Origin of the sequence: Collimonas humicola (assembly GCF_018304945.1) — a bacterium.
Taxonomy (GTDB): Bacteria; Pseudomonadota; Gammaproteobacteria; order Burkholderiales; family Burkholderiaceae_D; genus Collimonas; species Collimonas humicola.
In genome coordinates, this window is record NZ_JAGQEE010000001.1 from 1,598,985 (window position 1) to 1,624,762 (window position 25,778).

Sequence of the window (25,778 nt, forward strand, 5' to 3'; positions counted from 1 at the left end):
GCGCGCTATCCGAACGCATCATGTCAAACCTTTGGCCATGGCTGGCGATCGCGGGGCTTGGCGCCCTGCACGGGCTGAACCCTGCCACCGGCTGGATGTTTGCCGCCGCCTGGGGCGTGCAATCGCGCGACCGGGCGCAGGCGCTGCGGGCCCTGGCGCCGATCGCGGCCGGGCACGCCGCATCGGTCGCGCTGGCGGCCGCCGCGTTGGCGCTCGGCATGGCGATGGATCGCATCGTGCTGCAAGCCCTGGCGGGCGTATTGCTGGCCGCCGTCGCGATATATCACCTGGCCGGCCGCAAAACCAGGCGGACGCGGACGCCGGCAAGTCATGCCGGGCTGGCGCTCTGGTCTTTCATGATGTCCACTGCGCACGGCGCCGGACTGATGCTGGCGCCGGCGCTCATCCCGCTGTGCATGGCAGACGCGCCGGCGCGCGCGATCACAGCATCCGGCTCGCTGGCGCTCGCTGCGGTAGGTGTCCACACGGCGGCTATGCTTGCCGTCACCGGCGTGATCGCCTCCGCGGCTTGCCGCGGCTTCGACGCCGGCGCCCGTTTACTGCGCCGCGCGGGCGAGGAAACTCGCGGAGCGTGATGTACGCAGCAACATCGCGAACACCATGACATGGGTCCAAAGCAAGAGAGGAACGCAGACAGTCGGGATAAACCAGGCAGCGCGAAGCGAAGCCGTGTCGATGCCTACGCCGATCGCGCCTTGGTAGTAGGCGAACAGCAGGTCGGCAAAACCCCACAGGCTGAACGCCCAGATCGCGATGCGCGCATAGCGACCTGATCCCATCATCAAGGCCAGCCACGCCAACGCCATTGCAACGAGATCGCCGTACGCCGCGGGCGCGGCGAATCCCGTTCCAAGATTCGGGTCGACGATACCCGGCACGATGAAGGCCAAGCCTATGAACCGGAACAGATGCAGATGCAGGATCGGCCGTACCGCCGTGTGCAGGGGCAGCTCGCGCATGCGCGGCCAGACATAGCTAAGGCAAACAGCGCCCCACGCGAGCAAGCCGAACGTAACGCTCGCGGCAAAGGGAAGTAAGGTTGCAAGATTTCTGACGGATTCCATACAAGCCTCCAGCAAAATGTTTTGCGACATGGATCGCAGAGGGCGACGCCTGACCTTGCGCCAGCGCCAATGCCCTGCCGCTGCAGGTTGGCGCCGGAGCACAACTTGCAAAACGCAAGTTCATACTTGCATTTTGCAAGTATTTTGGATAAAGTCAAGGAACCGAAAGCAAAAAAAACGATTCTGTCCCACCGACCGTTATCAAGGAGCTTCCTTGCCACGCACCAAGCAGGGCGCTGCCCGCCCCCCAGACAACGCGGGTCCGGCCCAAAACGCGCATCGCCGCTCGATATGCCCGGTCGCATGCACCTTGGACCTTTTAGGCGACAAGTGGACGCTGCTTGTCGTGCGAGACCTGATGAGCGGCAAGTCGCATTTCAAGGAATTCCTCGCCTCGCCGGAGAAAATCGCCACCAATATCCTTGCCGAGCGGCTCGCCCGGCTTGCCGCCAACGGTCTTGTCGAACGCTACCCGTCCAGCGACATTGCCGGCAGAGAGGCCTATCGCCTGACCGAGAAAGGACGTTCGCTCCGGGGCTTGATGGCCCAGATCAAGGCTTGGGGACTGGATCACATCGATGGCACTGAAGCGCGGATGGCAACGGACAAGGAAAACTGATCAACCCTGGTTTTCAATGTAACAACAAATGGCAGCTAAAGATTTTGATAGCCGGTTTAGCCGCTGTGTAGTTCAATAGCGCAATGAGTTTGCCGATCCGCACACACGCCATTTAAATCGCCCGACCTATGGAGACACCCATGGACGACGACAGCAGGAATGAAAGACAGGAAGTCACCTTCCAGACCCTGCTGAAGACACCGGCAATCGCCGTCAAGGACGTTTGCTGCCTGGGCAATTGCAAGCATAAAAGCTCTTCGGAATGGTCTTCCGCCACCCACCTGGTATTCCCCTACCGCGGCGTCTATGTGCGCCATGTCGGCAGCGACAGCGCCGTCGCCGAGGCCAACCAGGTTCTCTTTTTCAATGCCGGCCAGGAGTATCAGATCAGCCACCCGGTCAGCGGCGGCGACGGCTGCCTGTCGATCGCAATCGACGCCCCCTTGCTGCTGGAGCTGATGCCCGGGGAGCTGCTGGAAACGCGGGAGAAGCCTTCCTTCAAACGGCAGCAGCAACGCATCAATCCGCGCGCCCAGGCGCTGGTTGCGCTGCTCAGGCACAGCTTGCGCAATGGCGTCATCGAATCGCTGGAAGCGGAGACCCTGATGTTCACGCTGGTGCGGCGGGCCATGGGACTGAACGCAAAGTACAGCTCCAGCGCAAGCCATGGACACCGCAAGCTGGCCGAGAGAACCAAGCTGGTGCTGACCAGCGATCTTTCGCGGCGCTGGACGCTGGCCGAGATCGCGGCGGAAACCGGCGGTTCGCCGGTCTATCTGACCCAGGTATTCCAGCAGGTCGAAGGCATGCCGCTGTACAAGTACCAGATGCAGCTGCGGCTGGCGCGCGCGCTCGACCTGATTCATCAATACGACGACCTGTCCGCCCTCGGCCTCGACCTCGGGTTTTCCAGCCACAGCCATTTCAGCGCTGCCTTCCGCCAGGCCTTCGGCCGCTCGCCCTCTGCTTTCAAGCAAGCCGCAAGCCAAGGTTAGCGCGCAAGTCCGGCGGCGATACGGCTGGAATTTCCTGCAATCCAATTGATCCGCCATTCCGCGCTGCCCACGCCCGATTGCCGATACCGCGTCATTTCACTAAAGAATCCGATAGTCGCCTTTTACCTGGCGTAGTCCAATGCCTTACCCGGCCTTCGGGTATTTCAGGAGACTCATCATGAACGAACAAACCTGCGCCGCATGCGATTACAAACTCGACGACACCAGGATCCTGGTCAACATCGGCGGCAAGCCGGTAGAAGTCTGTTGCGAGGAATGCGCCGCCAAGCTGCGGGAGGCCGAAAAATCGGCCAGGGCGGCGACTCGGCAGCCAGGCCATAACTGATTGAAACCATCAAAAGCAGAAAGACATGACGATGCAATAGCCAGCCTTGAGGCGAGTCCCGACAGGCTGGATTTTTTTCAGAAGCGAGATCCATCATGATGAATTCCAAAGAAAAAGCAGAGCACTTCCACAAGCTGCACCGTCCTCGGGAACCCTTGGTGCTGTTCAACATCTGGGATCCCGGCAGCGCAAAAGCGGTTGCGGCAGGCGGGGCCGAAGCGCTCGCGACGGGTAGCTATTCGGTAGCCAGCGCATACGGCTACGACGACGGCGAGAAAACTCCCCTCGATATTGTCATCGGCAACCTGCACCGAATCGTCCAGGCGACGGAGCTGCCGGTCACCGTCGACCTCGAAAGAGGCTACGGCGAAACGGCAAGCGAGGTCGCCGCATCGATAGAACGCAGCATCAGGGCCGGCGCTATCGGCTGCAATATAGAGGACAGCCTTCCAGGAAACGGGAAATTGCGCCCTGTCGAAGAACAGATGCAGCGGATCCGCCTGGCTCGCACTGCCGCCGACGACCAGAAACTGCCCTACTTCATCAACGTGCGCACCGATGTGTTCTTCCAGGGACTGCCGGCAGAACAGAATGAAGCGATGCTGGCCAGCGCAATCGAACGCGCGCAGGCCTATGCCGAAGCCGGCGCCAACGGCATCTTCGTGCCCGGCCTGGCTGACGAAAAGCTGATTGCCCGGCTGGCGGCTGCCTCGCCGCTTCCCCTCAACATCATGGTCAGCGAAAAAACGCCGTCGCTGAAAAACCTGGCGGACGCCGGCGTCGCGCGCCTCAGCTACGGCCCGGATCCTTATCTGCGCATGATGAAGGCGCTGGCGGCCGCAGCGAGGGATGCAATCTCCATCCGGCATTGATCAAAAGACGCGCCGGACGGGCAACAAGGCTTGCCCGCCCGGCCCGCCGTCAGCCGACCTTGGTGAACTTCCAGCTTTGATTGCCGCCGCCATTGTCATCCCACAGCGTGATGGCGGAGACGTTCGTGCTGCCATAGCTGGTCGGCGACGTTCCGGAATTATTGTCGTCGATCACGCGCCCGCTCTGCACGCCGCGAATGCCATAGCTGACGCCATCCGAGCGCGGCACCAGCGCGAACTGCTGGTTGGCGCCGCCATTGCCCTGCCAGATTTCCAGCGCCGTGCCGTTGGCGGTCTGCTGGCCGGTCACGTCCATCACCAGGCCGCTCTTGATATTCGTCAGCTGCCAGTAGCCGTTGCTGGCGATAGTCAAACGCCACTGCTGTTCCTGGCCGCCGCTGGCGGCGGCGATGCCAAGCCGGGTGCCGGCCGCGGTACCGCCCTGGTAGCTTCCAAGCATCAGGCTGCTGATAGCGCTGGTGATGGTATAGACGCCATTGTTAACGAGGGCGGGAATGAAGCGCCATTGCTGGCTGAACGGCCATTGCTGCGTCGGATCGTCGGCGGCGTTGACCAGAATGTTGGCGACCGAGCCGGAAGAGGAAATGGCAGTCGCGGATTTCGAGGCGCCGTTCACATCGAGCAGCAACTGGCTCTGCTTGACCGCCAGGGTATAGACGCCGGTGCTGACGCCGGCCGCCTGCCAGCTCTGGTTGGCGCCGCCGTTGGCGCCATACAGAATGACCGACGAACCCGGCGTCGAACTGTTGTTGGCCACGTCCAGCACCGTGCCGGTGCTGGCGTTGGCGATCTTCAGGTTGCCGTAGCTGTCGGTGCTCACCGTCCACCCTTGCGTCGCCGCCGCGCTCAGCGGCTGCAGGCCGGGATAGGTGTAGGCCGAACCGGCCACCGCCGGCAGCACGTCCAGATACAGGCCGCTGTTGACGTTTTGCAGGAAATACGTTGCGTTGACAACCGGCGGCGGCACCGCGGCGGTGCTGACCGGGCTGGTGATGTTCTGCGGCAGCGCGCTGCTGCCATAGAAGCTCAGGCTGCCCGCGCTGCCCTGCGTAAACTCAAACACCACGACCGCATTACTGCCGCTGTTGAGCCACACGCCAGGACAGTACAAGCGCTTCTGCGGACCGGCCGCGCTCCAGTAGCGGCCGAGATTATAGCCATTCACGAAGACATAGCCGTTGCCCCAGGCCGACATGTCGATATACATGTCTTGCGGCGTCGCGATGCTGATACTGGCCTTGGCGAAGAAAGGCTGGCTGGCGGCAGGCGCCGCGGCGCTGAAGGCAAGCGCGCCGATCTGGCTGGCCGACAGCGGCGAGAGCGCCATGCTCCAGTTGCTCAGAGCAACGCCATTGGCGTAGACATTGCCGGACAAGCCCTTGCCCTCGGCATTCATCCCGCCCGCGCCGTAATTGACGCGGCCGAACGGCAGGCAGACTATCTGCAACGTGGCGCCGGGCGCGGCGTTGCTGATCGTCAGCGAGGTGGTCGGCGTCAGCGCGCCATTGGCAATCGTGCTGAGCACCACGCCAGGCACCCGCGCGCCGTTCACAAAGGCCAGGGCATAGTCGGGCGCGCGGTCAAAAGTGATCTTGATGCTGCCGCCGGCGGCCGGCAATGCAGTCTGGTAAACCGCGACGCCGGAAGGATAGACGCCGGCGCTGGCCGGCTGGTTCTTGTTGAGGGTCAGCGCCATCGCTTCCAGCGTTTGCGGCTGCGCATTCTGGAGATTCAGGTTCAGGCCGGACAAGAAGCTGCTGAAAGTCAGCTGGCTGGCCGTCACCGCCGCTATGTCGCCATCATTGATATGGGCGATGCCGGCGGGCGCACCGGCAAAGGGAACATTGTAGGAAGCGTTGGCGACGTACGCCCCCTGGATCGGATAGAAGTTCGGATTGGCGGCGCCGGACTCCGACACCGGCGCACCGTAGTCATACGAAGTCATCGTTGGCTGGCAGGATGAATCGCTGACCCCGTTGGCGCCGGCGGTGAAGCCGAAATTGGTGCCGCCATGGGCCACATACAACACAAAGGAACATTTCGCAGTGGCGAGGGAAGTGACCTGATTGACGAAATCGCCCACATGCACGGTCTGATTGCTGTCTCCCCAATGGCAAATCCAGCCCGGATAGCATTCCGCGCCAAACGCGCCGACGCCGTAATTGCTGGCGGCAATCGCATAGTTGCCGGCCGAGGAGCCTTCCGCGGTCATGCCGTAGGCGGTATTGGCCGGCATGGCGATGCCTTTGTCCTTGAAGCCGTTGGCCCAGCCGTCGCACACGCAGAATTTTTCCGCATAGCCGAATGCCGTCCATTGCTGCGCGATCGCGTTCGGATAGGTGCCGTCGTCGGGCGACCAGGAAGTGTATTCATTCTCCACCGCCACCAGCATGATGGGGCCGCCGGCAGCCAGGGTGCGGCCTTTGACCACGTTGTTGTACAGCGCCGAATTCCATTTATTGACCGCTGCCATGTAATTGGGAAAATTGCCGCGTATCTGCAGCTTGCCGGCGCTGTCGCGGAATTGCGGATCGGCCAGCATGCGCGGCGGCAGGCCGCCGAAGTCCCATTCGGCGCAGACATAAGGACCGGGGCGCAGCAATACCCACATGCCGTTCTGCCCGCACAGGTCGATGAAATGGCCGATGTTCTTGTCGGCGGAAGTGAAATCGAAACTGCCGTCCGACAGCTCGTGGAAATTCCACATGACGTAGAGCGAGATCGTGTTGCAACCCAGGGCCTTGATCATCTTGATGCGATGGTCCCAATACTGGGACGGCACCCGCGCCGGATGGATTTCGCCGCCGAAGAACTGGAACGCGGAACCATCCATCATCCAGCTGCCGCTGCTGTTCCAGGACAGCGTATGATTGCCGCCGCTGGCGAACACAGCATTGCCTGTGCCGCCGGCTGCGGCGGCGAATGCCTTCGCAGCCGGCGCATTGGATGAAGTGCTATCGCTGCCGCCTACGCCACAAGCGGTCAGCAGCGGAGTCACCACGGCATAGCCCAGAAAATCTCGTCTTTTCATTGCAGTCTCCTTTTTTTATCGTCACGACACTGCGCATGTCTTGCGACTGTAAAATCAATCTGCAGCATCGCCGAGGTAACAATCAAGCGTCCATGGCAATGCCGACACGCGGTCTCGATGACTCCAGATAGTAGTCAGGGTGCGGCAATCAATCCAATGAATTTTTACAGCGCACGAATACCGGTTTCGGCATCGTTGCCGGTTGCGTTGCAACAAACGAGATCAGGCATGGGTTCAGCGGAGGCCGCACGCGGCCTTGTATTTCCTGCCCGGCGAATCGCACAGAAAGCCGGCGTCGTAAAGCCGCCGCGCTGCTCGCGCGCCTGCACATCGATGATCGCAATTTGGCGCGAGACAGACCGCACTGCGCCCGTCCGCCAGCGATGCTCAATCCAGGTAAACCCGTACGCCGGTCGACATGACATTGTTCAGCATCCCTGATGACTTGCGCTAAACCGGCTTGCGCCAGACGCTCGCCAGCCATGGCTGCTGCTCGCGCGGCAGACCGGCAGGCCGGTAGTAATGCTCAAGTTCGACGAAGCCAGCCGCCGCCATGAAGCCTTGCCAGGCAGCGAGGTCATGATAGCTGCCGTAGCGGCCGTGATTCCAGCCTTCGTCATTGTTGCCGCGCGGGTTGGAACTGAACAGCACGCCGCCAGGCTTGAGCGTGGCGTGAAACTGCTTCAGGACGCGCGGCAATTCCTGGCTGGGGATGTGAAACAGCGCAGCGTTGGCGAAGATCCCGTCGAAGCGGCCGTCGGGAAGATCGAGATGGAGGAAATCCTGATGCCAGACTTCGCAGCCGCTGTCGGCGCGCGCCATTTCCACGAAACGGACAGCGCCTTCGACGCCGATGGCTGTGTGGCCAAGCTTGCTGAAGGTGCGCAAATCGCGGCCGGGACCGCAGCCGACATCCAGGATGGCGAACGGCCCCGTACCGTTGATATGGCGCAGCAAGGCCGCGATATTCTGGCTGACGTCGTGGTCGCGCGTGCCTTCACGGAAATCTTCGGCGCGCAGGTTGTAATGCTCCAGCGTGAGAGCGGCAATTTTTTCCAGGTCGGCAGGGAGGAGGTTCATGAGGCGTACTGTAGCGCATTCGGCTGGAATGCGCGGAAGAAGCATGCTTGCGCGCTTACGGCGCCGACCGCCGCTCTATAGGCGAATAGACAAGAAACGTAGGACATGGATCAACGGCAGGCAAAGGAAAATAGCCAAAGCGCTGCTGGCCGCGCTCCAGCCCAGCGCGTAGTGATAGTCGCCGGGAATCGCGTGCAGGGACAAGGCGATACCGCGCACCAGCCCCAGGAAAATGAAATGCGCGGGAAAAATGATCAGCGTATTTTCCGAAAGCCAGTTGGCCATCCTCGATGCCGGCAACAGCTTTGCGATTGACAGCGCCGCGGCTATGCCCAGCAGCGAAGTCGGCAGGTAGAGCGCCGGCCGCACGCCGAAATACATCGTGGCGAGATCGACCCGGTCGTTAAACGAACCGGCCCAGACAAGCAGCGCCGATGCCGTCAAGCCAAGCAGGATCAGATGCGCGATTCCGGTCTTGCTGAACCAGGCGTTTTCGCGGGCCAGCTGCCCGAGCGCATAAAAGGACAGCGCCGCCCACATGCTGTCCAATCCCAGCAGCAGCCGGTAGGACGGTTGATTGCAGAATATCGTGACGGCCATTCCTAGCGCGGCAAAGCAGCAGGCCGCCGCCGGCGCCGTCAGCAGCTTGCGCGCTGCCTGGTACAGGATGGCGGCCAGGATCAGGCAAGGAAAAAACCAGAGCGGCGGATCGATATAAAGATCAGTCTCCAGGCCGGTCAGCAAGCCTATCAGGGGCTGATGCCAGGCGCGGCCGGCGGACAATGCGGCCTTTTCGCCTATATTGCGGGTAAGCAGCCAGTAGCCGAAGGCGAAGCAGAAAAAGAACAGATACGGTACGGCCAAGGTGCGCAAGGTCTTTTTCACATTGCCTTGAATGGTTTGCTGCAGCTTATCCGGTTTCAGCAAAAAACCTGAAATGAAAAAAAACAGCGGAACGTGAAAACTGAAGATCAGGCGCACCAGGTAGTCCGGCAGGCCCTTGCTATGGCCGACAACCACCAGGACGATGCCGATCGCCTTGGCATTGTCGATGAAGACATGGCGATCGGATGAATTCTCAGCGGACGAACGGTGGCCGTGCATCGGGAAAGCCTTCACCTGACGGCGGCAGGAAAAGGCAGTACCGCATCGGGCTTGGCAGCCAGGATCACGCGCTTGAATTCCGACTGGATCCGCGCCAGCGCCTGCTCCGATTCGGCCTCGAAGCGCATCACGACTACCGGCGTGGTGTTGGAGGAACGCGCCAGGCCGAAACCATCGGCGTATTCAACGCGCAAGCCGTCGATCTTGATGATTTCTTCCGCCCCGGGGAAATGCGCCTCCCCCTGCAATTTCTCGATCAGGGCGAAATTCTCCCCTTCCTCCAGTTTCAATTGCAGCTCAGGCGTACTGGACGATTGCGGCAAGGCATTCAGCAGCGCGGACGGATCGCTTTCGCGGCTCAGCAGTTCCAGCAGGCGCGCACCGGCATACAGGCCGTCATCGAAACCATACCAGCGATCCTTGAAGAAAACATGGCCGCTCATTTCACCGCCCAGCGGCGCGCCGGTTTCGCGCATCTTGGCCTTGACCAGCGAGTGGCCGGTCTTCCACATCAAGGGCTTGCCGCGGCGTCCCGTGATCCATGGCGCCAGGTGACGGGTGCATTTGACGTCATACAAAATCTCACGGCCGGGATGGCGCGTCAGCACGTCGGCGGCAAACAGCATCAGCTGCCGGTCCGGATAAATGATCTGGCCGTCTTTCGTGACCACGCCAAGACGGTCGCCGTCGCCATCGAACGCCAGGCCGATTTCCGCATCGGAGTTCTGCAAGGCGCGGATCACGTCCTGCAGGTTTTCCGGATGGGCCGGATCGGGATGATGGTTGGGGAAAGTGCCGTCCACTTCGCAGAACAGTTCCTGCACCTCGCAGCCGAGGGCGCGATACAGCTCGCCGGCAAAGGCGCCGGCGACGCCGTTGCCGCAGTCGGCCACGATCTTCATCGGCCGCGCCAGCTTGATGTCGCTGACGATGCGCTGCAGGTAGGCATCCTTGATGTCGTGCCGCCGATAGCTGCCGTTGGGCGCTGCTATGGTAGCCCCGCTGCTGCCATTGGCGATGGCGTGATACAGCTGCTGGATGGTTTCGCCATAAATCGCTTCCCCGGCCAGCACCATCTTGAAGCCGTTGTAATCAGGCGGGTTATGGCTGCCGGTGACCATGATGCCGGACTGTGCGCCAAGCACATGCGTCGCGAAATACACCATGGGAGTGACCACTACGCCGAGATCTATGACGCCGATGCCGGCATTTTGCAAGCCCGTCGCCAAGGCAGCGCTCAGTTCCGGCCCCGACAATCTGCCGTCGCGGCCGATGATCACCGTGCTTTCCCCTCTGGCGCGGGCAGCGATGCCGAATGCCCGGCCGATCTGGCGCGCAATCCCTTCATCGAGCGTGGCGCCGACGACGCCGCGGATGTCATAAGCCTTGAAGATGGATTTTGATAGTTGCAGCATGTTTTTTCCTGAAGTGAATGCCTTAACAGCGTTTATAGATGTCTTCGAACCGCACGATATCGTCCTCGCCCAGATAACTTCCAGACTGCACCTCAATCAGGTGCAGCGGCAATTTCCCGGGATTTTCCAGACGATGCTTGACGCCGATGGGAATATAAGTGGACTCATTCTCGGTAAGGAATTTCTCCTCTTCGCCGCAGACGATGCGCGCCGTGCCGCTGACCACCACCCAGTGTTCGGCGCGATGATGATGCATCTGCAGCGAGAGTTTCCCGCCCGGATTAACCGTAATCCGCTTCACCTGGAAGCGGTCGCCGGCGTCTATGCCTTCATAGCAGCCCCACGGCCGGTAGACGCGCATGTGATTCATGTGTTCGGTACGACTGTCTTTCTTCAGGGCGTCGACGATTTTCTTGACGCCTTGCACCTGGTCCTTGTGCACCACCAGCACCGCGTCCTTGGTTTCCACCACGATGGTGTCTTTTACCCCGATCACGGCCACGAAACGGCTTTCCGCGCGTATCATCGAATCGCGCACGCCGTCCGCATACACGTCGCCGCGCAATACATTGCCGTCGTCATCGCCGTCCATGATCTGCCACAGCGCAGACCAGGAGCCGATATCGCTCCAGCCTATCGCCGCCGGCACCACCACCGCGTGCCGGGTATGTTCCATGACCGCATAATCGATGGATTCGGCCGGGCACTTTGCGAAGGCCGCCTCATCCAGCCGGCAAAAATCCAGGTCGCGATAGGACGCATCGAAAGCCAGCCGGCAGCTGTCGGCGATAGCCGGGCGGAATTCTCGCAGTTCAGCGAGATAGCGCGCCGGCTGGAACAGGAACATGCCGCTGTTCCAGCTGTACGCGGCATCGGCGACAAAAATCTCTGCATTTGCCTTGTCCGGCTTTTCGACGAACTTCTCCACCGCATGACAGCCGCCGATGCCGCCGTAGGCGGCCGGGGCGCGGCGAATATAGCCGTAGCCGGTTTCGGCCGAGGTCGGCACGATGCCGAAAGTGGCCAGTGCGCCCTTTTCGACTGCCTGCGCAGCACGCCGGACGGCGGCATGGAAGGCCTGGGGATCGCCGATCACGTGGTCTGCCGGCAGCACCAGCATGATGGCATCCCTATCGTGCTGCAATAGGTAGTGCGCCGCCACCGCAACCGTCGGCGCCGTATTCCTGGCTTCCGGCTCCAGCAGGATGGCCAGCGGAGCGATGCTGATTGCGCGCAGCTGCTCTGCCACCATGAAGCGATGCTCATTGCCGCAGGTGAGCAGCGGCGGCATCAGTTCCGGCCAGTCCGAGAGCCGCAGCAAGGTTTCCTGCAGCATCGAATATTGCGAGCGCAGCGCCAACAGCTGCTTGGGTATGGCTTCGCGCGAAAGCGGCCACAAACGCGTTCCGGAACCTCCGGCAAGGATTACTGGATATATTTTCATGTCGGCTCACTCCAGGGAGGTTACCGGTTCCAGCAGGCGGTCGCGGGCGTCGCCCCAATCCTGCACCCTGGCTTCGGACAGGCGGCGCATCTCGCCGGCACGGTTGACGCTGTATTCCTTGAATACGATGACCTCGTCCAGCCGCGCATCGCCGAGGATACGGGTATATTCGAACAGCACGCTGCGCTCCACCTGCGCGCCGCTGCAGATATGGCTGCCGTTCCCTATCCAGGTCGGGCCGACAATCTTGCAGCCGGCGTCTATGCGGCAGCCGGAGCCGATATACACCGGCCCCTCGATAGTGGTGCCATGCCAGTCGATGCTGGTGTTCAGGCCAGCCCACAAGCCATCGGCGATCTGCTTGCCCGGAATATCCAGCTGCGCGACGTGACCCTGCAATACGCTTTGCAGGACGCTCCAGAAATCGGTCACGGTGCCGATATCGGTCCAGTTGAAAAAGCGCTGCTGCGCATAGAACGGCAGGTTTTTCCTGGCCATCAGAGGAAACAGTTCGGAGCCGATATCGAACATCGTATCTGCCGGAATCAGGTCGATCACTTCCGGTTCGAAGATGTAGATGCCGGTGCTGGCGAAATTGGACAAGGCTTCGTGCTGTTCCGGCTTTTCCTGGAATGACTGCACCCTGCCATCCTGGTCCATCACCACCACGCCGTAGTTATTGACCTTGTCCCAAGGCACTTCCTTGGTGATGACGCTGGCCATCGCGCCCTTGTTCTTGTGCTCGAACAAGGCCGAAGCGAGATCCAGGTCGATCAAGGCGTCGCCGCAGATGACGACGGTCGTGTCGTCAAAAAAGTGTCCGAACTGCTGTATCTTCTTCATGCCGCCAGCCGAACCCAGCGGCTCCGCCACCACTTCGCCGCGGTCGTTGGTGTAGCCTTCGAAGGAATAGCCGATCTGCACCCCGTACTGGCTGCCGTCGCCAAAATATTCTTCGATCTTGTGATGCAGGTAACTCACGTTCACCATGATCTCGCGCACTCCGTAACTGGCGAGATATTCAACCAGGTAAGCCATCACCGGCTTGCCCAGGATCGGTATCATCGGCTTGGGCAGATCGTAGGTCAGCGGACGAACGCGCGTCCCTTTGCCTGCAGCTAGAATCATTGCTTTCATTTTTCACCTCGCATAAGTTTGAACAAGATCGGGTCGGACAGCCGCCTCAACGGGCAACGTCTTCAGGTTTTCCGGCTATGGCTGTCGTGCTTGCGGCACAGCAGCAGGAATTTCAGGATGTCGACGGTATAGCGGCGCAACAGGCGGCGCGGCTCAAGACATAGGCGATACAGCCATTCGAGCCGCATCCTTTGCACCAGCTGCGGCGCGCGCGGTTTATAACCGCCCCAGAAATCGAACAGGGCGCCGACGCCGATGACGACTTTCGCATCCAGCGCCTGGCGGTTAGCGAGTATCCATTCTTCCTGCAGCGGATTGCCTAGCGCCACCAGCACGATGTCGGCCTGCGCCCGGTTGATCTCCCCGACCAGGCCGGCGCGCCGCTGCTGCAACTCGGCATAGCCGTCGCAACTGCCGACCACGGTTTGTTTCAGCTTCCCCCGCACATGCTCCACCGCCTTGGGCAGGATCTCCGGCTTTCCTCCCACCATGAATACGCGCTTGGCGCCGTCCGCTCCAGACAGCAGCTGGGGTATGAAATCGGTGCCGTTCAGGTTTTCCTTGAAGGCGTCGCGGCGGAACAGGAACGCGGCGATATCCATGCCGACGCCGTCGTTGACTATCGTCACGGAATTGCTTTTCATCTTCTCCAGCAGATGGTTGCAGCGGACGATAAAATTCGTGTTGGCGAAAAACAGCGTTATCTTCTTGTTGAGCCACATCGCGTACAGCAGATACCTGGTCAGCGCGGAGGAAGTCGTCGCCACTATCGGAAAGCCTGCAATCGGAATTGTCTTCTTTGTGCTCATGAAAAATCTCTCCTAAACCGCGTCGCTGAGGACGCGCAAATGCCCATGGCTACGCCTTGGCCGCTTATCGCATGCGGCCAAGGCGCATGGCGGAAAGCAGCAAGCCGTGCCAGGAAGCGTTAACCGTTCTGATCTGCCAGCCGGTGACGGCCACCATGAACGGGTACAAAAAACAGGCAATAAGAACACCGCCCGCAACTAGAATCACGTTGCCAAGACCTGGCGGAATCAGCGACAAGTAAAGCAGCAGCCCTAAAACCAGAATGATGCTGCCCACCAGCGGCGGCGCCAGCGCGTACCACATCGCCCGCGCGTTCAGGCCGAGCGCGCGGTTCAGCAGGATCTGGGATACGGGAAAAACCAGCAGGTAGGCGCAGCAGAACGACAAGCTCATGCCGAACAGGCCGAAGCGATAGAAACTCACAGCCAAGATGGTCGCCAGCGTCAGTTGCGCGATGCCGAGCAGTACCGGAACACGGTTTCTCCCCAAGGAGAAAAACAGGTAATCGTTCAGATGGACGATGGACGACAGCAGGTACAGCAAGGCGAGTACGCCGACTATCGGCGCCGCCGGCAGCCATTGGTCGCCGAATACGGCTGCCACCAGCGGTTCTGCCAGCACAGCCTGGAAGCACAGCAAGGGAGCCACGCAAAACAGCGTGATACCGACAATCTTCAGATAGCCGCGGCTGAGCGCTGACAAGTCGGCGCCCGCATCGGAAAATACCGGCAAGGCGACTTTCTGCATGGAGCTGGCGATCACCATGTAAACCGACGAGGTCACGCGCTTTGCCAGGTTGTACAAGCCAGTGGCGTAAGGTCCCAGGAAAATGCTCACCAGCAGCGAATCGCCATTGGTGTTGGCAAAGCTCAAGACGCCGGTCAAGCCGACCTGGCGGATGTCGTTCCAATACTTGCTGTTCAACGCGCGGTCGAACACGATGCGCGGCAGCCAGCGGCTTTGCAGCGCAATCAGCGCCAGCGCCAGGCCGGATCCAGTCACCTGCTGCACCACCAGCGACATCGCGCCCCAGCCGCTGGCGGCAAGCGCAATGCCGGCTACGCCGCCGGTCAATACCGAACCGATCGAGCGTATCGCCAGCTGGCGGAACATCATGTTGCGCACCAGCCTGGCTTCGTAGGCGCGCATCAGGCCAAAAAACAACACCGAAAGACTCATGCCCTGCAATACCGGCTTCAGTTCCGGCGCCCGGTACATGGAGGAAACCACGCCCGCGGAAAAAAACATCAAGACGGTCAGCAGCAAGGCCGCCGCCGCGCAACAGGTAAACACCCAGGAATAAAGCCTGTCGTCCGGGGTCCCGCCGCGTATCACCGGCATGGCAATCGCATCGAACACCACCAGCCGGGTAAACAGGATGAACAGATGTGCGACCGTCAACAGGCCGAACGCATCCGGGGCCAGAAAGCGCGCCAGCACCGCAAAGATCACGAAGGAAATGATCTGCTGTGCGAGATTGTCCACGATCGACCATATCGATCCGGACGCTAAGCCACTGGTCTTCTGATTCATAACGCTCCCATTCCAGATAAGCATCGCTGCCGGCGCCGGCTATCGCGGCGCGGGCAAGCACTTGGTTGCTACGCGCGCCAGCCGCGCATGCGCGCCAGCACGCTCAGGTACTTGAACCGGGCCTTGAGAAAATTACCGCTCGCCAGCGCCACCATGACACCGCAGCAAGTCCTGATGCAGGTCACCGGGAAATACCAGAACGGATAGTGGTTGATGCGCATCACACGCCCTATTCCAGCCTCATATTTTTGCTGCCGGTTGCAGGCGCCGGCATCGAAATGGCTGGTCTTTACCGGATGATGCAAAGTCATGTCGGCCATGAATTTGAGCTTGAACCCATGGTGCAGGCTGCGCAGAAGATAGTCGGTGCCCTCCGCCGCACCCCAGGCCGTACCCGCGCCGACACCCAGCGTCTGGTCGAACGGCCCGATCGCATCGACCACGCGCCGGCGCAGGAAAATGCTGAATTCAATCGCGCCGCGCCATACGTTATAGCGGTCCAGCAACACGCTGCTTGCCAGCCAGCGGCCCTCGGTATTGCCGTCGCCATCGGTGAAACGGCCGGTAATCCCATCCAGTTCCGGATGGCCGTTCAATACGGTTGCGACCTTTTGCAGCAAGCCCGGCGGGTACCAGCAATCGTCGTCGGGGAAGGCGATCACGTCTCCATCCACCAGGTCCAGGCCGAGATTGCGTGCGCGCGATACGCCGCGCGCCGGCGCGCGCACATGGCGCAGCGAGAACTTCTGGCGATAGCGCTGCAGCAGCGCCGCCAGCCTGTCGTCACTGTTCTGGTCGACCACGATCAATTCAAAGTTGCGGTAGTCTTGCGCGTCCAGCGATTCCAAAAACCGCACAAGTTCGTCAAACCGTCCTACCGTAGCTAACACCAGCGAAAATTTCATTTGCGTTCCTTTCAGTCTTGCGTTCTGGCTGGGCATGCTCTGCCGGGCGCTATTGCGTGTCCTTGGATGGCATGGCCTTTTTCAAGATCGACATTTGCGGCCGCTCGCCGCCGCTGTCCGGCTGCAGGCTGAACGGATAAGTCCCCAGCCATTGCCCCGCGGCCCAATAGGTCCAGCCGCCCCAGGCCGGATTGCCTTTCATTGCATCGGCCATTGCCGACAAGGCTGCCAGGCACGGCTGATTTGCCGGCACGCCGAATTCACCCAGAAACAGGCGGCGCCTGGTCGAAGTGGCCCATAGGGCGACGTTGGCCATGATCGCGCTCAAGCGGGCGGGCTCCACGCAGTCGTTGCCGGTGCCGGAAAAATTCGCGTCCGCGTACTGATGGACTTCGATCATGTAGTTATCGGCCGGATCGTGAAAGAAGCGGAAGGCGTCGGCATTGGAAACCGCGCCGTCCTTGGCATACCAGGAGTGGGCTCCGCTCCAGCCGCCGCCGGGAACCATGATCAGATGCCGCGAACCTTTCCTGCGCAAGGCGCTCAGCGTCTCTTGCGCAGTCGCCGCCCATTCCGCGGTCGGCAGCTTGGCCGGTTCGTTCATCAGGTCGAAGGCGACGTTGGCCGGATCCTTGAAATTGGCCAGCAGGCGCTGCCAAAGATCGACCAGAGCCGCGCGCGGCACTTCCGGCGAGCCGATAGGCTTGCCGCGGTACTGGCCGTAGTTGTGCACGTCGAGGATCAGGCAGACGCCGATCGAGCTGGCGGCCGCAACGCTATCCTTGATGCGCTGCAGTTCGGCCTGGTCCAGTGCGCCGAACAGCTGCGGCTGCACCCTCTCCCACAGGAACGGCAGGCGGAAGGCGTTCATGCCCATGGCCTGGAACAGGCGCATTTCATCCAGGTCTGGATACATGTAGTCGGTAAATACCTTGCCGGGCAACTTCTCGGCGGCGAACTCGGCCCCGCTCAGGTTGACGCCGGCTAGGGGCTTGCCGTCCAGGCAGGCCGCCAGCGCCGGCTGGCACAGCAAGGCTAAAACCAAGGCTGCAGCGGAAAACAGGGATTTGATCATCTGGTGTCGCCTCCTAAAGGCAAGGTCCGAGGCATCGGAAACAGGGCAAGGAATTTCCGCTTGAATACGGCGCCCGCCGATTTGATCAAACGCGCTCCGGGCTTTTCAAGCAGTCGATAGTTGAGCCATGAAAGCAAGAGCACCAGAATTGGCAAGGGAAGCAGGATGGCGAGCGGCATCGGTTCCGGATGGATTTTGCGGAGCAGGTAAATAAGCGGCATATGCAGCAGATAGATGGAAAAGCTGCATTCGCCGCATAGCAGCATGAGCCGGTTTGCAAAAAAGCCATTGCCGACGGCAGAGGGAAAAGACAGGCCGAATACCAGCAAGGCGCCGAATACGGCGGTGAGGATGCTGTTGTAGAACGCCTGGTTGCCGGAGAACGGAAGAAGCAGCCATCCCGCCGCAATCGATATCAGCACGGCTATCGATAGCGCATGCAGGACGGCGAACAGCTTGCGGCTCTGGTCCGCGCTCCGGATGCGGGATCGCATCAAGCCGGCAACCATGCCGAACAGGAAATAATGCAGTTTCGAGCCGACGAAGGTGCCCGGAAACATATCCCGGTACGACAACAGGATTACGCTGGCCAGGACCAGGAACAACAGTCCGGCGATGTCGGCGCGGATCAGGTAGCGGCTGCTCGCGGCCCATGCCAGCACGAACAGGAAGTAGAACTCCACCTCCGGCGTGATGCTCCAGAATACCGATACATTGCCCGAGAAGAAAATATGGCGCAGGATATTCTTGCCCGATATCCCGTAGACGAAATTCGGATCGACGTAGACGCAGATGAAGAGAGAAATCAGGAGGATGGCAAGGTAGGCCGGCGCGATGCGGGAAAATCGGGCAACCGCGTAGTCGGCCACGTTGATCGCCGAAAATCCCTTGCCGAGGTAGAGATAGGCCATCAGGAAGCCGCTCAAGGAAAAGAAGATCGTCACGCCGATTTCCCCGGAAAGATGATTTTTCCAGGGCAGCGCGAACCAATCCAGCGCGTGGCCGTACACCACCAGCAGCGCCGCCAGTCCGCGCAATCCCGTGATTGCATCGATTTTTTCTCTATCCATGGCTTGCACCGGATGCCGTCAGCTGTCGTCTCAAGGCACCAGCTCCTTGTATACATCGATATATTTTTCGGCGATGCTGCGCCAGTCGTAACGTTCCACGAATTGCTGCATCTGGGTCCGCCGCTGCGCGTAATTCATCTGCACCTCTTGGTGCAGGGCCAGCAGGCGGCTTATGTTTTGCCCTGGGTCTTGCGCCGACAGCAGCAAGCCCGCTCCGGATTGTTCCAGCAGGTTGCGAAATGGCGGGATATCGCTCAAGACCGGCGTCAGGCCGGCGCTCATCGCCTCTATCGGCGCGATGCCGAAGCCCTCATGCCTGGACAGGCAGATGAAATAGCTGGACTGCGCCATGAGCGCCGCCAGTTCATGGTCGGAAGGATTCGCGACGATCCGCACCGCGTCCGCCAGCCGCTCCCGGTTGGCCCATGCCTGCAATTCTTCCGCGCTGTGGTCGTATTCGCGGCCAGCGATAATCAGTTTCCAGCCGGACTGGCGCTGCGCAAGCTGCTGGAACAAGGCCAGTGTTTCGAGCAGGCCCTTGTTGATGGACCAGCGGCCGAAATAGATCAACGTCCGCGTAGGCTCAAGCGCCGACCGGCCGCTGTATTTTTCCACGTTGACGCCGTTTTCAATCACGGCCAGCTTGGGCGGCCTGACGATTCCGGAGAACATGTCGCCGTCGTTGCCGCTGGTGGCGATGATCTTGTCGTAGGCCATGCATGAAGCGCGCGTGACCGTGTTGAAATAGATTTTCTTGAGCCTGGAGGCGAACCTGGTGTGGAAGAATCCGCCATGGGTCGACGCCACCAGCGGCCGCCTGTGCAGGGGCCGGGTCAGCGCCAGGTAATCGAAAAAGAAATCGATGCCATGTACGTGGATCACGTCGGCGTCGGCGACATGCTCCAGCACGCTCGGGCACACCGGATATCTGCTGCTGCCGCGGAACGGCAGGCGCACCACCGCGACACCGTTGACCATGGCTTCGGAACTGAGGAATTCGGCTGAATTCCTGAACAAACGGTTGAGCGTGACCACTTTCGGCAGCTGGCCATGGTGATCGCGCTGCTGCCTGGCGATATTCTGCACCACGTCTTCCATGCCGCCGATGGAGGGAGAATACTGGCGCACGATGTGCGTGACTTTAATAGGCATTTTTTTGCTCCTTGGTATTACCCGTCGGCCGTACTGCCGGGCCGGCCGGGGATGAGGAAGAAGAGGCGGTCGCCTCGGCCGCGGCGCAGCCGACCAGGAACCAGAGGATGCCGGCGGTCTTCAAGGCAAACAGCGAAGTGCCGCTGACACAGAGGATCAGGGAGATGTACAGCGTGATATAGCTGCGGAAGCGGTCGCCCCGCCGGTCCGCCATCTTGAGCATCCAGAAAGGGCACCACAACAGGAAACACAGCGGCAGCCCCAGCCGCGTCAGCAAAGAGGGATAGCCCATGTCGCCGAAACTGGTGTTGTAGCCGTCCAGGCCCAGCAGCATGCCGGCATTGAGGTTGAGCAGCGTGCGGCCGCTCACATACAGCCTGCCCAGGAAACTGTCGCTGTAACCGCCGTCAAACAGCGCGCCTATCAGCAGCAGCATCAGCGCGCTCAGCAAGGGCAGCACGATCAGCCAGGAATTGCGGCTCCCGGCCAGGGGCGAGCAGCGCAGCACGATCAGCGCCGCAACTGTGATCATGCCGTAACGCGAGTCGCTCATGACAATCATGACGGCGGCGGCCAGCAGGAAAAAAATCGTATCCTTGATTTCTTCGCGCCGTTTCGCCAAGCCCCAGGCCGCAATGATCACGGCGAAATTCCCTAGCGACACCGGCTCCAGGAAAATCGAGGATATGCGGTGGCTGCCGAGCAGCGCCGGCAGTATGGTGCGGCCGATTCCCTCCGGCCGTATCCCGTTCAGTCCCAGCACGCTGTCTTTTGCCCAGTTGGAGCCGGCAGCCAGGCCGCCCTGGTTGACGTAATAGGAAAAAATATTGAAGATGCGCGAATAAAAATCCAGGAAAAACCACTCAAGGAAGCCGAAAGCCAGCACCAGCAGCACCGCCAGCTTGAGGATGCGGTCGGCATATCGGATATCGCCGATCTGCCGGCCGAGGCCGTAGAACAGGATGGGAATCATCGCATCCCGGAATCCCTTCGGATCGAGCTGGTTGCGCATGATCGCCAGCAGGAACAGGTAGGCCGCCGTCAAGGCGGCGATGGCGACCAGTTCCAGCCTGATGTTCTTGCTCAGCACTGCCATGCATAGCAGGTAAATGACAAATTCCGAAACCACCACGCCGGCGGTGGAAATGGCATGGAGATTGGTATGGATGGCGCACAGGACCGCCTGGTACAGCAGGGCTGCCATCAGTATCCACCAGGTCAGCCGTTCGGCCGGCAGCGACAAGCCGGCCGAACGCGGAAAAAAGAAATCCCTGATGTTTGCGAAACCTTGCATGGATGCGATTCCTTTTATCAGAAGCTGACCAGCACCGAACCGACGACTTCCGTGCCGCTGCGGCGCAGCTGGTCGCTGAAGGCGCCGAGGTCGGCCGTCCGGGTATGGTCTTTGCGCACCACCAGCAGCACGCCGCCGGCGCGGGCAGCGATCGTCAGGACGTCGGCTGCGCTGGAGCAGGCCGGCGTGTCATACAGGATGACGTCGAAACGGCTGCGCAAAGTCTGGTTCAAAGCGTTGAAGCTGGAGCGATTGATCAGTTCCTGGGGATTCGGCACCGATGCGCCGGCCGGCAGCAGCGACAGGTCGGCGAACGATTCGGCAACCGCGAGCGGCTCCAGGCCGGAGCGCCCGGCCAGCACGTCGGCCAAGCCATGGCCGGCGGCCAGGTTGAATATCCGGTGCTGGCGCGGCTTGCGCAAATTGGCGTCCACCAGCAAGGTCTGCAGGCCCAGCTGGGAAAACACGATAGCCAGGTTGGCCGTCAGCAGGCTGGTGCCGTCACCCGCATTGACGCTGGCGATGGCCAGCGTCTTGCGCGTCCCGGTAAACCAGCGCAGCATCAGCTGGCTGCGCACCGAACGCAGCATCTCGACTTCTGCGCTGAAAGGCTGATAGGCGGCTACCAGGGCCTCCGGATAGTTTCCTGCGCTGTCCTGATAGGGGTAGCCGAACTGGCGCGACAGCACTTGCTGGATATCCAGTTCGCTGACCAGGCCCAGCTGCAGCGCCGCTTCGCCGAAACGCAGCCCTTGTTCCTGTTGCAGACGCCTTACGCGTTCGGCCTGTTCCAGCGTGAGTTTCCCTTGTTCCACCAGCATGCGGCCCATATTGCCGTCCTTGCGGGACCCCATTGCGCTGCCGAAGAGAGGACTGACCGGCTTATTCATATTGCTTCACCTTTCCGGTTGGCGCGCGATCATCGCGACAAAAAAAGTTGCGGGAATGCGATCCTGCGTGCCGGCTTTTGCCAGACGATGGCGCCCAGCACCGGCGCATCCAGCACATTGAGCAGGTCGCTGCCGCTCCTGATGCGCCGGTTCGCCATTTCCGCCAGCACCGCCAGGGCCAGTCCAAACATGCTGCCGAACAGCAGCGACAGCACCATGTTGAGCGGGACATTCGGACTGGCGGGCCGGGTCGGCACGGTGGCCGGGCTCAGCACAGAGACGTCGGACTGGTTCGACTGCCCTTCCAGTTCAGTCTGGCTCAAGCGCTGGGCGGCGGCATCGTAGGCATGCTGCGCACTCTCGACATCCTTGGCCAGCACCGACAATTCATCGCGGGCACGGTTCAGCTGCAGCACCTTGGCGGTTTGCGCCGACAGTGCGGCGCGGATCTCGCCCTCGCGCTGGCGCTGGATCCGGGCGTTATTGGCGGCGCCGGCATTGGCGGAGCTGATGCTGCTGTTGAGTTCGGAGCGCAACTGGTCGACCTCTGCCTTGGCGGCCTGGTACTGCGGGTGGTTGCGGTCCAGGTTCTGCGACAGCAAGGCGAACTTCCCTTCCGCCGTCGCCAGCGATGCTTTCAGGTTCTGCACCAGCACGTTCGAAATCACGTCCGGCGAATCGCGGCCGCCGCGCCCCATGGCCTGGCTGCCGCGCGACGAGGCTTCCGCCCCCTGCCCTTGCGCCAGCACCAGCTGGCTGGACAACTCATTCAAGCGCGCAGTCTCGACATCCAGGTGACTGTCGGCGCTGACCAGGCCGTGCTCTTGCTGGTAGCGCGACATCTTGTCCTGGGCTTGCTCCAGCTCGACGCGCAAAGCCTTGGTCTGCTGCGTGAAATACTTGGCGGCCTGCTGCAAGGGCTCGACCTTGATCTGCAGATTGAGCTGCTGGTAAGCCGCCGCGATGCCGTTCGCCACCTGCGCCGCAAATGCCGGATCGCTGCCCTTGGCGGTGATTTCTATCATGCTGCTCTCGCGCGAAGGCGCCACTTCGATCATCTTCAGCAGGGAATCGGCCAGCCAATCGCGGATCGAACCCTTGCCGTTGGCCAGCTGCCTGAAGCGCTGCTGGGTGACCGGATTGTCGGCCAGGCCAAGCATGTCGACCGCCTTCAAGGCCACGCTCCTGCTGCCGACGATATCGACCTGGGTAGCGGTATAGCCGGACACCAGCTGCGCCGGCAGCACGCGGCCGGACACCGGATCGGTGCCCTTGTAGTTAAGCAGCAGCGTCGCTGAGGTCCGGTAAATCCTGGGCAAGGCGAAACTGACTGCGGCGGTCGCCGCCACCGCGATCAGCAAGGTCAGCAAGATCACCTTGTGGCGTGCGCGCAGGATGCTTAGAAGCTGTGGGAAAGTCATGAAAGCTCCTCTCTAGTAACGGCGTGAACAGGCCGACAAATGAATCGAAACAAGCATCAGAACAGGCTCTCTTTCACATAAACGACATCGTCCGTCTGCAATACTTCGTCGCGCTTGGCGTCTATCATCAGGAAATTGCCGTTGCTGTCGCGCCGCTTGATGCGCACTCCGCGCTCGGTGCCGCGCGGCGTCAGGCCGCCGCCGATCGACAAGGCCTGGGCGATAGTCATGTTGCGTTCCAGCCGGTAGCCGCCGGGATGCTGCACTTCGCCGTAGATATAGAATTTGGGCGCGCGGTCGACATAGATCATGTCGCCGTTGACCAGGTCCAGGTTCGCCTTCATGTCGGCTGCCTGGATCATGTCCTGCAGATTGACTACCTGCTTGCTGGTCTTGCCGTTGCGGGTGCGTATCACCACGGCGGTATCGCCGCCCTCGGGGCCGACGCCGCCGGCCATCGCCAGCATGTCGGTCACGCTGCGCTTGCCGGCAATCGCGTAGCGCCCCGGATGCAGCACCTGGCCGAGTATCGATACCTGCTGGCTCTGCAGCTCGGTCACCGTGATATTGACCTCCGCCTTGCGCAGGAAGCCGCCCTCGATCAGCATTCCGGAGATTTTTTTCTCGGCCTCGGCAGTCGACAAGCCGCCGATGCCGACCGCGCCGATCAGCGGAAACGTGATGTTGCCGGCGTCGCTGACCTTGGTTTCCAGGCTCAGGTCGGGATTCCCGAATACCGAAATCTTCAAGCCGTCGCCGGGACCGATCGGCGTGTCCGCCGCATTGGCGGCATTGATAGAAAGCGCCGCCAGCAACGCCAGCAGGCACAGGTAAGTTCGTCTCATCATGATGGCCATCCCATTCATCTATTGTTGATTCCGGCAAGCGGCGTCAGGCTGCTCATTTGAACCCCGCCACGCCGGACACTTCCATGCTCTTGTTCACCTCGGCCTGCTGCTTGCCCGGCGACGTCGCCGCCACCGGCATGCCCCTGCTGTCGATGCTGCCCGCCGGCTTCTCCATGTATTCAAGCTTGGCGGCCGAACGCAAGCGAGTGATTTCGGCAAGGGCGATTTCCTGCATCTTCTTGTTCATCAGGTAACGCTCGATCTGCGGCCTGGCGGCGTCCGCCGCAACCGGGCTGTCACGCAGTTCGGTCAAGGCGCACAATAGATCTCGCTGCCCGTCCTTCATGACAAACAGGCGGCTCCTGCCCAGCGTCTGCAGCCGGTTGCCTACTTCCGGCGGCAAGTCCGCGCTGCTGTACGAATACTGTCTTTGCACATGGGCGATCTTGTTCTTCTGCAGCCATGCGGCCACCTGGCTGAGCGACTTCGACGTATCCATCATGGCTTTCAGCGGCGCGCTGAAATCCTGGTCGGCGATGATCAGCTGCTCCACCTCAAATACCTTGCGACGGGAAAACATCTCCGGATGCGCTTGAAAATAGCCGTCGATTTCGGCCTTGCCGGGCTGCTCCTGGTTTCCCGCCTTGGATTCGAGGTAAGCCTGCACGATGGCCTGGGTCTTGAAGCGCTCGATGATCAATATCAACGCCGGATCGCGGTCGATCTTGTTGCGCAGGGCTTCGCCCAGCAGCAGCTGGCGGTCGATCAAGGCTTCCACGGCTTGCTCGCGCATGGCTTGCCGCGGCGCGGCGCCATCGTCCTGCAGCCTGCTTGCATAGCGCAGCTCAGCCTCCAGCTGAGGAGCAGTGATCTCTTCGCCGTTGATCCTGGCCACTACCTGGCCGCTTTTCTTTTTCTGGTCGTCGCAGGCAGATAAATTTATTACGGTAAGCAGCATCAGAATGCCTATTCCTTTCACGCCTAATACGTTATTGACGAATGATTTGCTGCCAATGCGTTCAGAGCACATCAAAATCCGACTCCCCGACTCTTGTTGACAAGACGATTCCCATCGATGCGCTTGCGCGCACCGTCAGGCAGCATGCTGCCCGGCCAGCCGCGACGCCGAACCGAAACCGATGGAGGTGCGCATGGGGCGCCGGCGGACCTGGTACAACAGGAAACTGAGCGCGATGAACAGCACGGCCCAGCGCGCCGGCTTTTGCGGCGGCCTTGCCCTGAAGTCCTTGAGGAAATAGAACAGCAGCTCGTCCGACGCATTCATCCCGGCGGCCGCCTTCCTGGGAACCTGGAGCGGCTTGGGCGCACTTGAAAAAGCCACGGGAACGATGCCGGCAGCAGGCCAGGCGCGGCCGCCCTGTGCGGAAAATGCATCCTCCCCGGCCGCTGCGGCGGGCACCGGCGCCACCATGGCAGCGATAGCGGAAGCAGAACCGGCGGCCTCGGCTTGCGACGCATAGGCGTACGCCGCGGACGCATTTTCCGCCTCCTGCCGTTGCCCGTGCAGCTGGAAAACCGGGGCCGCGGCCATCAGCGGAGCGTAATAGGCCGCCAGCAGCAAGCCCATCGACAGCACGACTTTTTTCATGATTCTCTCCTGACAAAGTCCA

The 25,778-nt window shown here is 61.1% G+C and carries 24 protein-coding genes; 5 read left to right on the forward strand and 19 right to left on the reverse strand.

Translation table 11 applies throughout. From position 1 onward, the window contains the following. The first annotated feature begins 20 nt into the window (after positions 1 to 20). Positions 21 to 596 carry a hypothetical protein gene (locus KHU30_RS07160; protein WP_211441863.1) on the forward strand — a complete coding sequence of 192 codons (576 nt, stop codon included), beginning with the start codon at positions 21 to 23 and terminating at the stop codon, positions 594 to 596. Here KHU30_RS07160 and KHU30_RS07165 read toward each other — a convergent pair. Beyond that, complete coding sequence (locus KHU30_RS07165) at positions 558 to 1,085, reverse strand: hypothetical protein (protein ID WP_211441864.1); 528 nt, start codon at positions 1,083 to 1,085, stop codon at positions 558 to 560. The two genes, KHU30_RS07160 and KHU30_RS07165, sit on opposite strands and share 39 nt — an antisense overlap. A gap of 214 nt (positions 1,086 to 1,299) precedes the next feature. On the opposite strand from KHU30_RS07165, the gene KHU30_RS07170 reads away from it, so the two are divergent. The 4 genes from KHU30_RS07170 to KHU30_RS07185 all read left to right on the forward strand — a co-directional run bounded on the left by KHU30_RS07170 (position 1,300) and on the right by KHU30_RS07185 (position 3,917). Further along, positions 1,300 to 1,704, forward strand: a complete 405-nt coding sequence (locus tag KHU30_RS07170) for a winged helix-turn-helix transcriptional regulator (RefSeq protein ID WP_230427215.1) — start codon at positions 1,300 to 1,302, stop codon at positions 1,702 to 1,704. 140 nt (positions 1,705 to 1,844) lie between these two features. Beyond that, positions 1,845 to 2,699, forward strand: coding sequence for an AraC family transcriptional regulator (locus KHU30_RS07175; protein ID WP_211441866.1), 855 nt, complete (start codon positions 1,845 to 1,847; stop codon positions 2,697 to 2,699). 178 nt (positions 2,700 to 2,877) lie between these two features. Continuing rightward, complete coding sequence (locus tag KHU30_RS07180; RefSeq protein WP_211441867.1) at positions 2,878 to 3,045, forward strand: hypothetical protein; 168 nt, start codon at positions 2,878 to 2,880, stop codon at positions 3,043 to 3,045. Between the two features lie 95 nt (positions 3,046 to 3,140). Continuing rightward, the gene (locus tag KHU30_RS07185; protein ID WP_230427216.1) at positions 3,141 to 3,917 is read left to right on the forward strand and encodes an isocitrate lyase/PEP mutase family protein; all 777 of its coding nucleotides are present in this window, start codon (positions 3,141 to 3,143) and stop codon (positions 3,915 to 3,917) included. Between the two features lie 49 nt (positions 3,918 to 3,966). Here the strand turns inward: KHU30_RS07185 and KHU30_RS07190 are convergent, their stop codons facing one another. From KHU30_RS07190 to KHU30_RS07275, 18 genes are all read right to left on the reverse strand, one after another. After that, positions 3,967 to 6,969 (reverse strand): beta-galactosidase, encoded by a 3,003-nt coding sequence (locus tag KHU30_RS07190; protein WP_211441868.1) that lies wholly within the window; start codon positions 6,967 to 6,969, stop codon positions 3,967 to 3,969. Positions 6,970 to 7,419: 450 nt separating this feature from the next. After that, a complete protein-coding gene (locus tag KHU30_RS07195; protein ID WP_211441869.1) occupies positions 7,420 to 8,049 on the reverse strand; it encodes a class I SAM-dependent methyltransferase in 630 nt (209 codons plus the stop codon). A gap of 75 nt (positions 8,050 to 8,124) precedes the next feature. Continuing rightward, positions 8,125 to 9,153 carry an acyltransferase family protein gene (locus KHU30_RS07200; protein ID WP_211441870.1) on the reverse strand — a complete coding sequence of 343 codons (1,029 nt, stop codon included), beginning with the start codon at positions 9,151 to 9,153 and terminating at the stop codon, positions 8,125 to 8,127. A gap of 11 nt (positions 9,154 to 9,164) precedes the next feature. Beyond that, positions 9,165 to 10,568: a phosphomannomutase/phosphoglucomutase gene (locus KHU30_RS07205; RefSeq protein WP_211441871.1), complete on the reverse strand. Its 1,404-nt coding sequence runs from the start codon at positions 10,566 to 10,568 to the stop codon at positions 9,165 to 9,167. Between the two features lie 22 nt (positions 10,569 to 10,590). Then, entirely contained in the window at positions 10,591 to 12,012 is a 1,422-nt protein-coding gene (locus KHU30_RS07210; protein ID WP_211441872.1) for a mannose-1-phosphate guanylyltransferase/mannose-6-phosphate isomerase, read from the reverse strand. Positions 12,013 to 12,018: 6 nt separating this feature from the next. Then, positions 12,019 to 13,149 carry a sugar phosphate nucleotidyltransferase gene (locus KHU30_RS07215; RefSeq protein WP_211441874.1) on the reverse strand — a complete coding sequence of 377 codons (1,131 nt, stop codon included), beginning with the start codon at positions 13,147 to 13,149 and terminating at the stop codon, positions 12,019 to 12,021. Positions 13,150 to 13,211: 62 nt separating this feature from the next. Beyond that, positions 13,212 to 13,958, reverse strand: coding sequence for a WecB/TagA/CpsF family glycosyltransferase (locus KHU30_RS07220; protein WP_211441875.1), 747 nt, complete (start codon positions 13,956 to 13,958; stop codon positions 13,212 to 13,214). Positions 13,959 to 14,022: 64 nt separating this feature from the next. Beyond that, entirely contained in the window at positions 14,023 to 15,516 is a 1,494-nt protein-coding gene (locus tag KHU30_RS07225; RefSeq protein ID WP_329956645.1) for a lipopolysaccharide biosynthesis protein, read from the reverse strand. A 44-nt stretch (positions 15,517 to 15,560) separates the two neighbouring features. Beyond that, positions 15,561 to 16,397, reverse strand: a complete 837-nt coding sequence (locus KHU30_RS07230; protein ID WP_230427217.1) for a glycosyltransferase family 2 protein — start codon at positions 16,395 to 16,397, stop codon at positions 15,561 to 15,563. Between the two features lie 49 nt (positions 16,398 to 16,446). After that, a complete protein-coding gene (locus KHU30_RS07235; protein WP_211441878.1) occupies positions 16,447 to 17,472 on the reverse strand; it encodes a glycoside hydrolase family 5 protein in 1,026 nt (341 codons plus the stop codon). Then, a complete protein-coding gene (locus KHU30_RS07240) occupies positions 17,469 to 18,542 on the reverse strand; it encodes an acyltransferase family protein (protein WP_211441880.1) in 1,074 nt (357 codons plus the stop codon). Before KHU30_RS07240 ends, KHU30_RS07235 begins: the two co-directional genes overlap by 4 nt. 30 nt (positions 18,543 to 18,572) lie before the next feature. Continuing rightward, positions 18,573 to 19,694: a glycosyltransferase family 4 protein gene (locus KHU30_RS07245; RefSeq protein WP_230427218.1), complete on the reverse strand. Its 1,122-nt coding sequence runs from the start codon at positions 19,692 to 19,694 to the stop codon at positions 18,573 to 18,575. Continuing rightward, positions 19,684 to 20,988, reverse strand: a complete 1,305-nt coding sequence (locus KHU30_RS07250) for a polysaccharide polymerase (protein ID WP_211441881.1) — start codon at positions 20,986 to 20,988, stop codon at positions 19,684 to 19,686. Before KHU30_RS07250 ends, KHU30_RS07245 begins: the two co-directional genes overlap by 11 nt. Positions 20,989 to 21,005: 17 nt before the next feature. Continuing rightward, entirely contained in the window at positions 21,006 to 21,878 is an 873-nt protein-coding gene (epsG, locus tag KHU30_RS07255) for a chain length determinant protein tyrosine kinase EpsG (RefSeq protein WP_211441882.1), read from the reverse strand. 29 nt (positions 21,879 to 21,907) lie between these two features. Further along, positions 21,908 to 23,299: a chain length determinant protein EpsF gene (epsF, locus tag KHU30_RS07260; RefSeq protein WP_211441883.1), complete on the reverse strand. Its 1,392-nt coding sequence runs from the start codon at positions 23,297 to 23,299 to the stop codon at positions 21,908 to 21,910. Positions 23,300 to 23,355: 56 nt separating this feature from the next. Beyond that, positions 23,356 to 24,144, reverse strand: a complete 789-nt coding sequence (gene epsE, locus KHU30_RS07265) for a polysaccharide export protein EpsE (RefSeq protein ID WP_230411351.1) — start codon at positions 24,142 to 24,144, stop codon at positions 23,356 to 23,358. 55 nt (positions 24,145 to 24,199) lie between these two features. Beyond that, entirely contained in the window at positions 24,200 to 25,105 is a 906-nt protein-coding gene (locus KHU30_RS07270; RefSeq protein WP_211441885.1) for an EpsD family peptidyl-prolyl cis-trans isomerase, read from the reverse strand. A 135-nt stretch (positions 25,106 to 25,240) separates the two neighbouring features. After that, positions 25,241 to 25,756: a hypothetical protein gene (locus tag KHU30_RS07275; RefSeq protein WP_211441886.1), complete on the reverse strand. Its 516-nt coding sequence runs from the start codon at positions 25,754 to 25,756 to the stop codon at positions 25,241 to 25,243. Positions 25,757 to 25,778: the final 22 nt, after the last annotated feature.